Raw genomic sequence first — 15,387 nt, 5'->3', positions numbered from 1 at the left:
AAGACGGAGAAATCCATGAGCGGTGATCCCTACCAGCTTCTCGGCGTCAAGCGGGACGCAGCGCAAAAGGACATCCAGAGCGCCTACCGCAAGCTTGCCAAGAAACTGCACCCGGACCTCAACCCGGGCAACAAGCAAGCGGAAGAAAAATTCAAGGAGGTCTCGGCCGCCTATGCCATTCTCGGCGACGAAGAACAGCGCGCCCGCTTCGACCGTGGTGAAATCGATGCCGGTGGCGGGGAGAAGGCGCAGCAACGGCAATATTACCGCGACTATGCCGGCAGCGAAGGACGCGGCGGCCCCTATCAGAACAGCAGCGGCTTCGCCGATTTCGGCGGCGCCGACGATATCTTTTCCAGCTTCTTTTCGCGCCGCGGCCAAGGGAGCGCGCAGATGAAGGGCCAGGACCGTCGTTTTTCCATGGAGGTCGATTTCCTCGACGCCATCAATGGCACGAAGACCCAGGTCACCCTGCCGAATGGCCCGTCGCTCGACGTGCAGATCCCGCCCGGCACCGCCGACGGTCAGACGCTGAGGCTGCGTGGCAAGGGAGATCCGGGCATCAACGGCGGGCCTGCCGGGGATGCGTTGATCGACATCAAGGTGCGCCCGCACAAGTTCTATGTCCGCGACGGAGACGATATCCGCTTCGACCTGCCGATCAGCCTGCGGGAGGCTGTGCTCGGCGGCAAGGTGCGCGTTCCCACGCCATCAGGTGCCGTGGCCATCACCCTGTCGCCGAACTCCAACACCGGCAAGGTCATGCGGCTCAAGGGAAAAGGCGTGCCGAAGCGTGGCGGCGAGCATGGCGACGCCTATGTGACCTTGAAGATCGTGCTGCCGGATGCGGCCGACGCCGAGCTGACTGCCTTCGTGAATAGCTGGGCGGCCGGAGAAAAGCAGGAACCAAGGACTAGCATGGGAGGCTGAACCATGGACGATCGTGAATTTCGCAAGTCACTGCGGATCGACGTCACGGTGCTCGAAGTCTGGATCGAACAGGGGTGGCTGGTGCCCCATATGACGCATGAAGGGAGAGCCTTCCGCGACGCGGATATTGCGCGCGGGCGGCTCATACTCGACCTTATCGATACCATGGGGGTCAATGAGGCAGGCGTCGATGTGGTGATGGAACTGCTTGACCAGGTGCATGGCCTGCGCGGCACACTGCACGATCTGGCCAATGTCATCCAGGCGCAGAGCCCCGACCTGCAGTATAGGTTGCTGGCCGAAATCGAGGACACCACGCGACGCCGCTAGATCGGATGAAGCGGACGCAGCAAGCTCCGGGCAAGTCGCTGCATCTAATATCACAGCATCCGCGCGGCTTGCGAGCCGAGAGACTGGCTGGCGCAAGCGCCGGCTCTTTCTCCCGGCGGCGGCAGCGTCCCATGCCAGGTGCCTTCCGACGAACGGATAGGCAGCGCTCAGGAAGGTCATGCCATGGTTACCGCCCTCTCCTCCACGCGGCTGATCGCCGCTCAACTGGCCCTCAAGGTGCTGGAAGCAGGCGATACCAGCGACGACAGTTCCAGCGCCAGCTCAAGCGGCTCATCGCTGCTCGATGGCTCCAGCGTCGGCAGAAATATATCGAGCCTGCCATCATCGGCGCAGGCATCTCTTGCGAGCATGCTCAACAGCCTGTCCGGCAGCCAGGCCGACGACACAACGTCCGTCCCCTCGGGCGACGCGTCGGGTACCGCCGCCAGCACCGATATCACCACCTCTTCTTTCATGGCACTGCTGAAGCAGAATCTGACGGCGACAGCGGCCGGCAACAGCGATGGCGCCAAGCAGGCGCAGGCGATGCTGGATGCGCTCAAGGCCGGCACCCTGACCGTTTCAGACCCGACAAAGGGGGTATCGATCAGCGCCTGGGATCCAACATCCAAAACCGCAGCCTCTTCGACGTCGACCCCTGAAGCGACGAAGGCCAACCCCGCCAAAACGATCCCCACCAGTGATTGGAACGACTATCTGAAGGCGCAACTGCAGCGTAACGGCGACGGCACGCTGAGCCGGGCCGCCGATAATAGCTTCATCGACAAGACGACAGGCCAGGATGCCTATTTCGGCCAGGTCGGCACGCAGTTTTACTACATGAGCTGGAGCCAGGCCGGCAGCAGCGAAACGAGCGGAACGCCGGCGACCAGCGCCGCCACTGCCTGACCATCACACCCTTGCGCCCCACCGAGCCGTAGCGGCGACGCTGCGGCTGGTTTCGTTTCCTAAGATGCGATCAGCAATCTGCCCCGATCTCAAAGGGCGCGGGCTCGAGCCATTTGCTGGAAAACAACGACCTCGCATCAACGCTCGGCAAACGGGTGTCGCGTTGCTGCAACAGCCATGGAGGAAGTTTCCGCTAGCCCAGCTTACGCCTTCGAAATGTCCTAATGAACGATGAACGGTGAGGTGCGGTGAACGGGATCTGTTAATCACTTTCGTCGATGCGAGCGGCCTGACAGCCCGTTTTTGGAACCGGAGGGCGACTCATCCGTTAGGGATCGCTATTCGAATTCGAGCCGACCCCGGCGCCACCGCACCGGTACTATTGTTAAACAGGAGAGAAAAATGAAAAAGACTGTCGCACTGGCGCTTGCCGCCGCTTCGCTGACCTTCGCCGTTGCCCCGGCTGTTTCCGCTGCCGACATGGTCACCAACTACGAAGATCAGGACAACAGCAATGGTGTCAAGATCGGCTACCTGACTTGCGACATCGCAGGCGGCGTCGGTTATGTTCTCGGCTCGGCCAAGAGCGTTGACTGCACCTACACCTCCGCTAACGGCAGCGGTCGCGTAGACCACTACACCGGCGCCATCCGCAAGTTCGGCGTCGACCTCGGCTTCACCACCCGCAGCCGTCTCGTCTGGGCCGTTTTTGCTCCGACCGCCGGCTATCACCACGGCGCACTGGCTGGCCTCTACCAGGGTGCCACGGCCGAAGCCACCGTTGGCGCAGGCATCGGCGCGAACATGCTGTTCGGCGGCACGACTGGCGCGATCCACCTGCAGACCATCAGCGTGACGGGCCAGCTCGGCCTCAACATTGCCGCAACCGGCACATCGATGACGCTGACTTCCGCCGGCTAAGCCTGATTCTTCGATCAAGCTATCCGAACGCCCCTGCCGCCACCGCGGCGGGGGCGTTCGTGTATGATGGGGCATCACGCAGCAGGTGTTGGGCCGGCCACTCCGCCCCAAGGTTTTTGCCGGAAGCGCTTCAGTCGGCTGCTTGTAGCGGAAGACGAGTCTCGATTTTTGCACTTGGGGCGAGCGATGGCTGCGCGCCGGAAGACCGCCGCGACGCTCCATCACCTTCACCGAGGACATAGTCGCCGATCCATTTCGAAATGCGATGCGACGCCTGCTCCACCGGCGAAAAGGCGATCGCAACCAGGATCGCAATAACGACTGTCGCAAGGCCGATCAGCGCAGCCACCGGGAGCGTCAGTTGCGCCTGATAGGCCACGACAAGCGGCGAGAACACAGCGCCCAGCACGGCGTAGTGGCTGAGGTACAGCGGGAAGGAAATCTTGCCCAGCAGGCTCGACAGCCGCGAGGCGGACAGGCATCGCGACAACCATCCAATATTCAGACAGTAGAACACGATCGCCGCCGCAACGACCGCATTTGGATAGCGCAGCAATTCGTTGCGAAAGACGACGGCCAAGCCCGAATACAGAAGGCAGAGCAGGAGTGCGGCGGCCGCGATCCAGCGGTTGAGCAGAAGCTGCCTCAGCCCCGCCCCCTGGGATTGCCTGTCGACGATCAGGGAGCCGATGAAGAAGCAGCATATGTAGGGACTGGCAACGAACGTCATGACGATGATGGCAACCAGCAGCCGGCTCCCCTGCCCGTAGACGTCCTTGCAGGCGAGGTAGAGAAACAACAGCATCGAGCCCACCATTTCGATCGGCATCGTCCACAGGAAGGGCAGGATGTTTCTCTGGGCGGACAGGCCGCTGAAGACGCCTGATGTCGTGAAGTAGAGCGCGTTGGCAGACGAGACCGTTGCGACGTTGTTGAGGCCCAGCCAATCCCGACGGCCCAGAATGTCTGCCGCTTCCGGCCCATGCATGAGGCCAAATCGGCTGAGAAGCCAGACCAGCAAGGTTGCTGCGGCAATCGGCACCAACAGACGCGGATAGCGTTTGATCGCCGAACGGACGACGAACTTACGATCCATCGAGGCGTGAAACGGCGCCGAAAGCGCTGCGCCGGAGACCACGAAGAAGATGCAGACCGCCAGATCGCCATTCAAAAAGGGCGCAGCGAAGACCGACCGGAGCGCACCGAATCGCTCTCCCAGGCCCTCCCAGAAAACGTGAAACAACAGAACCACAAGCGCCGCCCAGCCGCGTATCCCATCCAACTCACGGATTCGGGCAGGATTCCTGTGTCCGCGGCTCATCTCACGCCCCCAAGCAGTCAAAAGACCACCCACCTTCGCCGCAAAACCTTATTTTTCCGATAATCTGCAACCGAGGATCGGCAATGACCGCGACTTGATGCAGCCGGAGGAAAGACGGCGCGCCGGGCTTGCGTGAAGGCTGAGGGAACAAGCAGCTTTGAGAGACTGATGGAGCAAGGCGCACATAATGCAGCGGCGCGCGTCCAGTTATATCCGGTGAAGGCTGGTCACGGTTCATTATTCACAGAACGACAGGGCAAATAACCAAGGCCCTGTATTCATTACATAAGGAAAATTTCCAGAGAAAAGAAATGGCGCACCCGGAGCGATTCGAACGCCCGACCCCCAGATTCGTAGTCTGGTGCTCTATCCAGCTGAGCTACGGGTGCGGAAGCAAGTGGCTGAGCCGCTTGCGTGGCGATCCTCTAAAACGTCCGCAGATCGAAAGCAAGCGTATTTCTTGAAAATCTGCTGTTTTTCGTAAAGCGCCTGGGGAAAGCCCCGGATTGCCTCAGTTTTCGTGTGCGTTACGGCCACGATAATCGTCGAGCGATATCGGCCGGTCTGGAATCTCGATGCGGAACTGTGTGCCGGCCAAGGGTTTCTCGACCAACGCAATGGTGCCGCCATGGGCCAGCACAAGCTCGCGGGCGATCGCCAGGCCCAGACCTGTGCCGCCCGAGCGGGCCGAGCCGCGGAAGGCCGTGAACAGGTTCTCGCGGGCCTTGCGCGGCATGCCGGGGCCGGTGTCGTCGACGATGATACCAACGACGCTGCCGATCCGCTGCCCGAACACGGTGATACGACGCGGGCTGTCCGGCTCCTGCTCACCAAGGGCGGCCAGCGCCTCGCGGGCGTTGCGGCAAAGATTGTGGATGATCCGAAAGAGTTGTTCGCTGTCGGCATCGACGACGAGATCGGGGGCAACCTGTGCGATGAATTCGATGCCGGTATCGGGGTCGATCGCCATCATGTCGCGGACCTCGTCGATAAGCTCGCCCAGCTTCAGGCGTCGGCGGCGCGGCGCCGATTCGGAGGCCTGTCCGTAAGACAGAACCTCGTTGGTGTAGCCGACGGCCCGGTCGATGGTCCGCAACAGCTTCGGCGCGAAACGCTTGACCATCGGGTCGTCCACGTCAGCGAGCCGGTCGGACATCAGCTGCGCCGAGGCGAGGATGTTGCGCATGTCGTGGTTGATCTTCGACACCGCGAGGCCGAGAGCCGCCAGGTTCTTCTGCTGCTTCAGGGTCTTTTGCAGCTGAACCTGCATGGTGGCGAGGTGCCGCCCGGCAACGGCGAGTTCGTCGCGGCCGTCATCGGGCTGAAGCACCCGTGCGGGGTCCTCCGGATCGTCCGAGTAGGATTGCATACTGTCGGTCAGCTTGCGGATCGGCTTGATCATGATGCGGTTGATGGCAAAGAAGATCAGCGTCGCTGTGAAGAAGGACAGCAGCAGCGACAGCAGCATCACGTTGACCGAATAGCGAATCAGTGCCTTGCGCAGGTTCGCGTCCTTCAGCACCACCTCGACGCCCATCCCCGAATCGCCGACGGGGCCATAAACACGGATAATGCGGTCGCCGCCGAAAAACAGAGTGCTCATCGCATCGCGGATCGCCGTCGGCAGCGAGACGTCGGTGAGGTCGAACTGGTCGTCCACGGAGGCAGGCATCTCGGCCTTAGCCAGCAGCCGTGAGGTGCCGTCCTTGCGCAACACGATGGCGCGGGTGCCCGTCGCCATCAATGTCTCCTTCTGCAGCGAACGCGGCAGATCGACAGGTTGAAGCCCGTCGATGACGACGGCGGCGGCGGCGGCAGTGCTCAGGCGATCCTGCAGCCAGCGCAGGCGCATGTTGGCAACCGACGGAACGAAGATCAGAACTTCCGCAATCATGACGAAGACGACGGTGAGCAGCAGTAGTTTGCCCGAGAGGCCGCCGAACAGCCCCATCGGCTGCGACGCGTTCGTCTTCATTTCCGTGCCGCTCTTGGCACCCCGCGGAAAGTGCATTTCCGGCCATCCCATGCAGCGGTAGAGCAAATCGCCCGATCGGTAGGCTGACATAATAGAAGCTTGCGCTCGTTTGTCCAATGGCGGATGCGGACATGCGCGAAACCGCTCCGCCGACAAACGGAAAAAGGCGCCGCGCGATGTGCGCAGCGCCTGTTGCAGTCGACGTCCCTAGACGATCAGAACTCTTCCCATTCCTGCGACGTCGGCTGGGCGGCGGCTCCGCTCCGGCTGCCGGCCATGCCGCGGGCAACGCTTGCCATCATCTTGCGTGCCGGCGATGCGACGGGGCGATGGCTCTCCGGGCGGGCGACCGAGGGCGCGGTGGTCGTCTGGCGGGTCACCTTGAAGCCGGAAACGAGGCGGACGAGGCTGTCGGCTTCGGCGGTCAGCTTATGGGTGGCAGCCGAGGTTTCCTCGACCATGGCGGCGTTCTGCTGCGTCACCTGGTCCATCTGGTTGACGGCGGTGTTCACCTCCGCCAGGCCCGTTGCTTGTTCGCGTGCCGATGTGGCAATCGAGTGGATATGATCGTTGATCGCCAAGACGCTGCTCTCGATCTCACTAAGGGCCGCGCCGGTTTCCTGCACCAGCCTGACGCCGGCCTGAACCTCGTTGCCGGATTTGGTGATCAGCGACTTGATGTCCTTTGCGGCCGTGGCGGAACGCTGAGCGAGCTCGCGCACTTCCTGGGCAACGACGGCGAAGCCCTTGCCTGCCTCCCCCGCCCTTGCCGCCTCGACGCCGGCATTCAGCGCCAGCAGGTTGGTCTGAAAGGCGATCTCGTCGATAACATTGATGATCTGGCTGATTTCACGCGCAGCCTGCTCGATACGGCCCATGGCATCGACGGCGTTGCGCACGACGACGCCGGAGCGCGCAGTGTTGGCCTTGGCCTCCGAGGCCATGACGCTGGCCTCCTGGGCGCGGGTGGTGGAGTTCTGAACCACGGCCGTGATCTGGTCGAGCGCTGCCGAGGTCTCCTCGAGCGCCGCAGCCTGTTTCTCGGTGCGCTGGGAGAGATCGTCACCGGCAGCGCGCAGCTCGTTGCTGTTGCCGTGGATCGATTCCGTCGTCTCGCGAACTTCGCGCATGGTGTTCTGCAGCGTCGACAGCGTGACGTTGACGTTTTCCTGCAGCTCGGCGAAAGCGCCCTGGTATGTCCCTTGCATGGTCTGGGTCAGGTCGCCATCGGCAAGCCCGGCAATGACGCGGCGGGTTTCTGTTATGCCGGTATCGACGCTGGCAATCAGCTCGTTGACGTTGCTGGCGAAGCGGTCGAGATTTTCATCGCCATAGGTCTTTTCGATACGGCGGCTGAAATCACCGGCTGCGGCCGAGGACACGACTTGCGACATGCCCGACTGCAAATCGTCGCTCTTGGCACGCAGCACCGCTTCTTGGGCATGCATGCGCCGGACGGCGAGGCCATTCTGCTTGAACACCTCCACTGCCGCCGCCATGTCACCGATCTCGTCGCTGCGCCCGGCATAGGGTACTTCGACGCTGAAATCGTCGTTGGCCACCTGCTTAATGGCCTCGGTCACCTTTTTGATCGGGCGGCTCAACTGGCTGGTGCCGATATAGAGACCGAAGCCCACGCCGCTGGCTATACCGACCCCGGTGACGGCAAGCACGACAAACAGAATGATGTGGCCAAACGCGGCGACTTCGGCACTGACGGCCACAAGCTCCTGCATGTCGGCCTTCACCACCGCATCGATGTCCGCCTGGAATGCCTTGCGGTTGGCACGATTGTCTTCGTTGTTTCCCTGCTTGTTGGCCGCCGCCGGGCCATCGGTGAGGAGAAGCCTCACCGTTTCCGTGCGGAACGTATTAAACTCCTTTGACTTCTGCAGCAGTTTTGCGAAGTCGGCCTTTTGCTGATCGGGGACGAGCGGCGTCCATTTGGCAATGATTTTGTCGATTTCGACGAGATCCGCCGTCAATCCATCCGAAAAACCCTTGGCCGATTTAATGTCAGGTGCGTTGTAGATGCCGCGGCCTTCCATCACCACTGCTGTCACAAATCTGTTCAACCTCTCGCCCAAATAGGCGCGTGTAGAAGCGGACGCATAGGTCTGCATCTGCTTGTCATATTGGTTGACGGCAAACAGTGCTGTTGCACCGATCAGCAATGCTGCGCTTGCCATGACCGTCACAAGTAGATTAATCTTGCCGCGAATTTTCAACGAAATGTCCCCTCAAGCTATTAGAGGGCGGAATACCACCCTCTCGCGAAGTACTATTATCGGTAATCGTTAATGTAGCATTGCATAAAGCCCCTAAATATAGTGGGGGTAGAGCTATATTATCTATGCCGGGCGCGCGCCGGCCTCTCTTGCTTTTCTACGGGAATGCTATTTGGTACGTCCAAATGAAGAACTGTTGAGCAACTTTGCAACGGTGCGCGGTGAAGGATAACTGCAATCGTTTTGATCGCGCTGGTGCCATCCCTGTTAATCAAGCCCAGGATAATTGACTTTTCGGGCCTTCATCCCTATAAGCCGCCGCACGTACGGTCATGAAGCCTGCCTAGCGGGCGACTTCCGTTCGTCCAACAACGCTCCTTGCACTATGCAAACCCAAGAAGGGCCGCACTCCGCGGTGTTAAAATAAATGAAGCGTACCTACCAACCATCGAAGCTCGTTCGCGCTCGTCGCCACGGATTTCGTGCTCGTATGGCAACAAAGGGCGGCCGCAAGGTCATCATCGCCCGGCGTGGCCGCGGTCGCAAGCGTCTTTCGGCTTAATTGCCGGATAGGCCCTGTCGCGATGCCGGGCGAATGACGAAGACACGACCGAATGATAAAACTGTCGGGCGGCTGAAGAGCCGCCCGCAGTTTCTTGCTGTGCGCGTCGGAGAAAAACGCCGGGGCAATTTCTTCCTGGTCGAGGCGCTGGATCGCGCCCGGCCGGACGAGCCGCCCCGTGTCGGTTTCACCGTTACGAAGAAACATGGCAATGCCGTCGAGCGCAACCGCATGCGCCGCCGCCTGAAAGAGGCTGTACGGCTGAAGGCCGGGTTTGCAATGCAGCCTGGACACGACTATGTGGTTGTCGCGCGCCGCGATGTCTTGACTGCCCCCTTCGATTTGCTGGCCCGGGAGTTGTCAACGCGCTTCGAAGCCATGCCGAAACACCGCCGGTCGCAACCGGACCGCTCCAGGAAAGAATGATGGAAAAGAACCGCAATTACTTCATCGCGATCGCCCTGTCGGTGGTGATCGTCCTCGGATGGCAGTTCTTCTATATGAACCCGCGCATCGAAGCGCAGCGTAAGGCCGATGCCGCCCTCAAGGCGCAGCAGCAGACGGCGCAGCAGGTTCAGCCCGGCACCGCCACGCCAGCTCCTGGCGTCAACACCACCGCAGGCGCTCCTGTTTCCGGCCAGCCTGCTGTCGGCACGATGAGGCTCGACGAGGCGCTTGCGAAATCGCCGCGCGTCGCCATCGAAACCACGTCCCTGCTCGGCTCGATCAACCTTTCCGGCGGCCGCCTGGACGACCTTCGTCTCAAGTCCTACCATGAGACGGTCGACAAGATGAGCCCGATCATCACTCTCTTCAGCCCGGCTGAGACCAAGGATGGCTATTTCGCCGAGCTTGGCTATATCGGCGACGACAAGACCGGCGCCGTTCCCGGCCCTTCCACCGTCTGGACCGCCCCTGAGGGCGCCAAGCTGACCGACAAGACACCTGTCACGCTGACCTATACCAACGACAAGGGGCTGACCTTCGCCCGGACGATTTCGGTCGACGACCATTACATGTTCACGGTCACCGACAAGATCACCAATGCCAGCCAGGAGCCGGTCTCGGTTGCCAGCTACGGCCGCGTCATCCGCTACAGCCTGCCGACCACACCGTCCGCCTACGTGCTGCACGAAGGCTTCATCGGCGTCATCGGCGACGATGGCCTGATCGAGACCAAGTACACCGCCGTCGACAAGGAGCCGACGACGCCTGCCAAGGCTACCGGCGGCTGGCTGGGCTTCACCGACAAGTACTGGGCGGCCACCATCGTGCCGCCGCAGACGACCGCCTACGATGCCCGCTTCTCTCACTTTGCCGACGGCCAGCCGCGCTACCAGGCAGACTACAAGCAGGATGCGATCTCGGTGGCCGCCGGCCAGTCTGTCGATGTGAAGAACCTGATCTTTGCCGGCGCCAAGGAAGTGCCTGTCATCGACAAGTACGAGGAAAGCTACCAGATCCCGCGCTTCGACCGGTTGATCGACTGGGGCTGGTTCTACTTCCTGACCAAGCCGATGTTCAAGCTGATGGACTTCTTCTTCCGCTACTTCGGCAACTTCGGCGTCGCCATCCTGTGCACGACCATCGTCGTCAAGCTCCTGTTCTTCCCGCTGGCCAGCAAGCAGTACGCTTCGATGGCCAACATGAAGAAGATGCAGCCGCGCATGGCGGAGCTGAAGGAAAAGTTCGGCGACGACAAGATGGGCCTGCAGCAGGCCACGATGAAGCTCTACAAGGAAGAGAAGATCAATCCGGTCGCCGGCTGCTGGCCGATCGCCCTGCAGATCCCGATCTTCTTCTCGCTCTACAAGGTCATCTACATCACCATCGAAATGCGGCATGCACCGTTCTTCGGCTGGATCCGCGACCTGTCGGCGCCCGACCCGACGTCGATCGTCAACCTGTTCGGCCTCTTGCCCTTCGAAGCGCCGACCATCCTGCATCTCGGCGTCTGGCCAATGATCATGGGCGTGACGATGTTCCTGCAGATGCGCATGAACCCGACGCCGCCAGATCCGACCCAAGCGATGATCTTCAACTGGATGCCGCTGGTATTCATGTTCATGCTGGCGAGCTTCCCGGCCGGTCTGGTCATCTACTGGGCCTGGAACAACACGCTGTCTGTCATCCAGCAGGCAATCATCATGCGGCGCCACGGCGCCAAGGTCGAGCTGTTCGACAACATGCGCGGGCTGTTCAAGCGAAAAGCGCCGGCGGAAACCAAATAGCCCAAGAGACCCCGGCGCAGTCCGGGGTTTTCTTTTTCAGCGCGGTGGGGCCATTGCCCCAAGAACGGCAAGTCTTGACATCGGCTGCCAAAACCGTGAAGCCAAACCATCAACCAACGATCGCGAGCCATGTCCGAAGCACCCGTACCCACCGACAAGCCGCTGTTCGGCCGCCCCTGGATCTTCATTCGTGGCGTGCCGTCGATGAAGTTCCTGCCGCCGGAAGGCCCTCCGGAGATCGCCTTTGCCGGCCGCTCGAACGTCGGCAAGTCGTCGCTGATCAACGCGCTCGTCGGCCACCACGGCCTTGCCCGCACATCGAACACGCCGGGCCGCACGCAGGAGCTCAACTATTTCGTTCCGGACGGCTATTCCGGCGAAGCCGGCGACCTGCCGCCGATGGCGCTGGTGGACATGCCGGGCTACGGCTATGCCAAGGCGCCGAAGGACAATGTCGATGCCTGGACGCGACTGGTGTTCGACTACCTGCGCGGCCGCGCGACGCTGAAGCGGGTCTACGTGCTGATCGATTCCCGCCACGGCATCAAGAAGAACGACGAGGACGTGATGTCGCTGCTCGACAAGGCGGCAGTCTCCTACCAGATCGTGCTGACCAAGATCGACAAGATCAAGGAGGCCGGCGTGCCGCGCGTCATGGCCGAGACGGCTGAAATGACCCGCAAGCGCCCGGCCTGCTTCCCCGGCATCATCCCCACATCGTCCGAGGTCAACGAGGGCCTGGACGTGCTGCGCCAGACCATCGTCGAGACGGTCGGCTACGGCGCCTGACGCCGCCACTTTCCCCGCCTGAACGAAAAAAGCCGCCGCCCGGTCATTAACCGGGGCGGCGGCCCGTAGATAGCAGCTGATATTACATCTTCGGCAGCAGGACAGCGTCGACGACGTGGATAACGCCGTTGGACTGCTTGACGTCGGCGATGGTGACGTGCGCGGTGCCGCCGGCTTCGTCGGTCAGGGTGACCTTGTTACCCTTCGTCATGGCCTTGATGACGCAGCCGCCGACCGTCTTGATGTCGTACTCGCCGCCGGCATCCTTGACCATCTTCTTAACGGCCGAAGCCATGATGTCGCCGGAGACGACGTGGCAGGTCAGGATCTTGGTGAGCTTGGCCTTGTTCTCAGGCTTCAGCAGAGTGTCGACCGTTCCGGCCGGGAGTTTTGCAAATGCTTCATTGGTCGGGGCGAAGACGGTGAAAGGGCCTTTGCCCTCAAGCGTTTCGACGAGGCCTGCGGCCTTGACGGCGGCGACCAGCGTCGTGTGGTCCTTGGAGTTCACGGCGTTTTCGATGATGTTCTTGGAGGCGTACATTTTTGCGCCGCCGACCATTGGATCCTTGGCGTAGGCTGCGCCGGTGGCTGCGGACAGTGCGACGGCCAGAGCGGCAATGCGAAGCGTGGTCTTCATCATGGTCTGATTCCTCTTCCTCTATACCCCGATCTACTCCTGGGCTCCTGCCCTATCCGCCGGGGACACATGCAATACGGCAGCCAGTGGAAAACAGTTTCAGACGGTCTCCAAAATCTTAACGAATTCCGAAAGCCGTCGGACAATGGAAAACGCCGCGCACTCTGGGGCGCACGGCGCTGATTCAAACAAACCTTTGAAAAGCTACAGGCTGCGGGCTGTGCCTGCGGCGATGACCGGTCCGGTGGGGGCACCGGATGGCGAGCCGCCGAAGGGTTCGACGCTGATGGCGATGGTGGCGCCCTCGCCAAACTCTTTGCGCATGTCTGCCGGGATGGCGATCTCGCCTTCGCCCGTCTGCGGCAACACGCCCAGTGCCTGCGCCGGATTGCTGCCCTTGATGAGCCACAGCTCAAGCGACTTTTTCTCCGCCTGCGCTGCTGCGACAGGCGTGATCCTCAGGCGGCCGCTGACGGTATCGTAGCTGGCCACCAGGTTGAGAGCGCCGTTGACGCTTGCCGGCACGGCAAGATCGGCAACCAGCGGCTTCGCGCCCGAGCCGACTTTCGGGCTGCCGTTGGTTTCGTAGACGACCGCGCCGGCCGCCACGAGCAAGGAGGCGAGCGTCAAGCCCCGCCAGACGGCGAGCGAATTCCAGATGCCGCCACGACGCTTCGCGCGCTCCCCGAAAATCCGCTTCTCGACCTTTGGAAACACCGATGCCGGCGGCAGGATGGCTTCGTATTCGTCGTTGAAGGATGACAGGTTCTGTTCCCAACGCGTGACGATCGCGGCAAAGGGACGGTCGTTGCGCATGCGCGTCTCGACCTTCAGCCGATCTTCCAGCGACAGAACGCCGAGCACGTACTCGCCGGCCAGCACTTCGTCCCGGGAGCGGCCTCCCTTGCTTTGATCGGGTGAACTCATCGGTCCATGCACTCTCTCAGTTTGATCAGGCTTCGGCGCAGCCATGTGCGCATGGTGTTCAGAGGCACTGCGTATTGATCGGCGAGTTCCTGATAGCTCAGTCCCTCGACGTAGGCACTGCGAACGGCCTGGGCGCGACCATCCTCCAAGGTTTCCATGCAGAGATCAATGCGCCTGCCTTCGCCCTTCATGACAGCCTGCGCTTCCGGGTCCGGATCGTCGTCCGCCAGATCATACACCGCGTCGATCTCGTCCGCCACGGGCTTGCGAGCCCGGATGGCATCGATCGACCGATTGCGGGCAATCGAGGTCAACCAACCCATCGCCGGGGTCTCCGAAGCGACGAAGCGATCGGCACGCTGCCAAATTCTGACGAAGACCTCCTGCAGAACCTCTTCCGCATCCGTCCTGTTTTTTAGGATACGCATACATACGGCAAAAAGTTTCGGGCTGGTCTTGTTATAAAGTTCGGAAAAGGCACTCTGGTCGCGCATTGCAACGCGGCTGACGAGGGTGGCGATATCGTCAGTAGCCATCCATTATCCCCGCTCCCATTCAATTGACTTTTATATTAGAATAAAAGTCCTGCCCGGCAAGGCGAATAAGCGCCAAATGCTGCGGTCTCAATCGATTTTCCGCACCTCAAACTTATCGCGACGACGTTATTCCCTCTGTCAAAAACTTGAGATAAAACCCCGCGAACAATTTTGAGCGGGGTGCATCATGGCCGAATCCGAAAACGAACTGCAGGCACGCCTGCTGGCAAAAGCCCTGCCGTTCATGCAGCGCTACGAAAACAAGACGATCGTGGTGAAATACGGCGGCCACGCCATGGGCGATGCTGAGCTCGGCAAGGCCTTTGCCGCAGACATCGCCCTGCTCAAGCAATCCGGCGTCAACCCGATCGTCGTGCACGGCGGCGGGCCGCAGATCGGCGCCATGCTCACCAAGATGGGGATCGAATCGAAATTCGAGGGCGGCCTGCGCGTCACCGATCGCAAGACGGTCGAGATCGTCGAAATGGTGCTCGCCGGCTCGATCAACAAGGAAATCGTCGCGCTGATCAACCAGACCGGCGAATGGGCGATCGGGCTCTGCGGCAAGGACGGCAACATGGTGTTTGCCGAGAAGGCCAAGAAGACCGTCATCGATCCCGATTCGCATATCGAGCGCGTGCTCGACCTCGGCTTTGTCGGCGAGGTCGTCGAAGTCGACCGGACGCTGCTGGACCTGCTCGCCAAGTCCGAGATGATCCCGGTCATCGCCCCGGTCGCCCCCGGCCGCGACGGCGCCACCTACAACATCAATGCCGACACCTTTGCCGGCGCCATCGCCGGTGCGCTGAATGCGACGCGCCTGCTGTTCCTGACCGACGTTCCGGGCGTGCTCGACAAGAACAAGGAGCTGATCAAGGAGCTGACGGTCGCCCAGGCCCAGGCGCTTATCAAGGACGGCACGATTTCCGGCGGCATGATCCCGAAGGTGGAAACCTGCATCGAGGCGATCCACGCCGGCGTCCAGGGTGTCGTCATCCTCAACGGCAAGACCGCCCATTCGGTGCTGCTGGAGATCTTCACCGAGCACGGCGCGGGCACACTGATCATTCCCTGAGGCGTCAAAATCCGGT

Annotated in this window: 15 protein-coding genes and 1 tRNA gene; 9 read left to right on the top strand and 7 right to left on the bottom strand. The window is 61.3% G+C overall.

Annotated features, from left to right (window positions below):
* The first annotated feature begins 15 nt into the window (after positions 1 to 15).
* The 4 genes from VH564_RS14140 to VH564_RS14125 all read left to right on the top strand — a co-directional run bounded on the left by VH564_RS14140 (position 16) and on the right by VH564_RS14125 (position 3,090).
* Positions 16 to 930 (top strand): DnaJ C-terminal domain-containing protein, encoded by a 915-nt coding sequence (locus VH564_RS14140; RefSeq protein WP_423340467.1) that lies wholly within the window; start codon positions 16 to 18, stop codon positions 928 to 930.
* Positions 931 to 933: 3 nt separating this feature from the next.
* Entirely contained in the window at positions 934 to 1,260 is a 327-nt protein-coding gene (locus tag VH564_RS14135) for a chaperone modulator CbpM (RefSeq protein WP_423340466.1), read from the top strand.
* Positions 1,261 to 1,443: 183 nt separating this feature from the next.
* A complete protein-coding gene (locus VH564_RS14130; protein ID WP_423340465.1) occupies positions 1,444 to 2,169 on the top strand; it encodes a hypothetical protein in 726 nt (241 codons plus the stop codon).
* A gap of 402 nt (positions 2,170 to 2,571) precedes the next feature.
* Positions 2,572 to 3,090, top strand: a complete 519-nt coding sequence (locus VH564_RS14125) for a DUF992 domain-containing protein (protein WP_423340464.1) — start codon at positions 2,572 to 2,574, stop codon at positions 3,088 to 3,090.
* Between the two features lie 130 nt (positions 3,091 to 3,220).
* Here the strand turns inward: VH564_RS14125 and VH564_RS14120 are convergent, their stop codons facing one another.
* The 4 genes from VH564_RS14120 to VH564_RS14105 all read right to left on the bottom strand — a co-directional run bounded on the left by VH564_RS14120 (position 3,221) and on the right by VH564_RS14105 (position 8,575).
* Positions 3,221 to 4,411: an acyltransferase family protein gene (locus tag VH564_RS14120; RefSeq protein ID WP_423340463.1), complete on the bottom strand. Its 1,191-nt coding sequence runs from the start codon at positions 4,409 to 4,411 to the stop codon at positions 3,221 to 3,223.
* Positions 4,412 to 4,723: 312 nt separating this feature from the next.
* Positions 4,724 to 4,800: transfer RNA gene (locus VH564_RS14115), tRNA-Arg, on the bottom strand.
* Between the two features lie 122 nt (positions 4,801 to 4,922).
* On the bottom strand, positions 4,923 to 6,386 hold the full coding sequence (locus VH564_RS14110; RefSeq protein WP_423340541.1) for an ATP-binding protein: 1,464 nt from the start codon (positions 6,384 to 6,386) through the stop codon (positions 4,923 to 4,925).
* A gap of 215 nt (positions 6,387 to 6,601) precedes the next feature.
* A complete protein-coding gene (locus tag VH564_RS14105; protein WP_423340540.1) occupies positions 6,602 to 8,575 on the bottom strand; it encodes a methyl-accepting chemotaxis protein in 1,974 nt (657 codons plus the stop codon).
* Between the two features lie 466 nt (positions 8,576 to 9,041).
* On the opposite strand from VH564_RS14105, the gene rpmH reads away from it, so the two are divergent.
* From rpmH to yihA, 4 genes are all read left to right on the top strand, one after another.
* Positions 9,042 to 9,176 (top strand): 50S ribosomal protein L34, encoded by a 135-nt coding sequence (gene rpmH / locus VH564_RS14100; protein ID WP_111216528.1) that lies wholly within the window; start codon positions 9,042 to 9,044, stop codon positions 9,174 to 9,176.
* A gap of 33 nt (positions 9,177 to 9,209) precedes the next feature.
* Positions 9,210 to 9,602 (top strand): ribonuclease P protein component, encoded by a 393-nt coding sequence (gene rnpA / locus VH564_RS14095; RefSeq protein WP_423340462.1) that lies wholly within the window; start codon positions 9,210 to 9,212, stop codon positions 9,600 to 9,602.
* Positions 9,602 to 11,407, top strand: coding sequence for a membrane protein insertase YidC (gene yidC, locus VH564_RS14090; protein WP_423340461.1), 1,806 nt, complete (start codon positions 9,602 to 9,604; stop codon positions 11,405 to 11,407). Before rnpA ends, yidC begins: the two co-directional genes overlap by 1 nt.
* A 129-nt stretch (positions 11,408 to 11,536) precedes the next feature.
* The gene (yihA, locus tag VH564_RS14085; RefSeq protein WP_423340460.1) at positions 11,537 to 12,196 is read left to right on the top strand and encodes a ribosome biogenesis GTP-binding protein YihA/YsxC; all 660 of its coding nucleotides are present in this window, start codon (positions 11,537 to 11,539) and stop codon (positions 12,194 to 12,196) included.
* An 82-nt stretch (positions 12,197 to 12,278) separates the two neighbouring features.
* Here yihA and VH564_RS14080 read toward each other — a convergent pair whose 3' ends face one another.
* The 3 genes from VH564_RS14080 to VH564_RS14070 all read right to left on the bottom strand — a co-directional run bounded on the left by VH564_RS14080 (position 12,279) and on the right by VH564_RS14070 (position 14,296).
* Positions 12,279 to 12,836 carry a fasciclin domain-containing protein gene (locus VH564_RS14080; protein ID WP_423340459.1) on the bottom strand — a complete coding sequence of 186 codons (558 nt, stop codon included), beginning with the start codon at positions 12,834 to 12,836 and terminating at the stop codon, positions 12,279 to 12,281.
* A 201-nt stretch (positions 12,837 to 13,037) separates the two neighbouring features.
* On the bottom strand, positions 13,038 to 13,760 hold the full coding sequence (locus VH564_RS14075) for an anti-sigma factor (protein ID WP_423340458.1): 723 nt from the start codon (positions 13,758 to 13,760) through the stop codon (positions 13,038 to 13,040).
* Positions 13,757 to 14,296 carry a sigma-70 family RNA polymerase sigma factor gene (locus VH564_RS14070; RefSeq protein ID WP_423340457.1) on the bottom strand — a complete coding sequence of 180 codons (540 nt, stop codon included), beginning with the start codon at positions 14,294 to 14,296 and terminating at the stop codon, positions 13,757 to 13,759. The genes VH564_RS14075 and VH564_RS14070 overlap by 4 nt, the downstream gene beginning before the upstream one ends.
* Before the next feature lie 187 nt (positions 14,297 to 14,483).
* Here VH564_RS14070 and argB point away from each other — a divergent pair, with 187 nt between their 5' ends.
* Positions 14,484 to 15,371 (top strand): acetylglutamate kinase, encoded by an 888-nt coding sequence (argB, locus tag VH564_RS14065; protein WP_423340456.1) that lies wholly within the window; start codon positions 14,484 to 14,486, stop codon positions 15,369 to 15,371.
* Positions 15,372 to 15,387: the final 16 nt, after the last annotated feature.

This window comes from Rhizobium sp. HT1-10 (assembly GCF_049472505.1).
Classification (GTDB): Bacteria; Pseudomonadota; Alphaproteobacteria; order Rhizobiales; family Rhizobiaceae; genus Rhizobium.
This window is presented reverse-complemented; position numbering and strand designations above follow the sequence as displayed.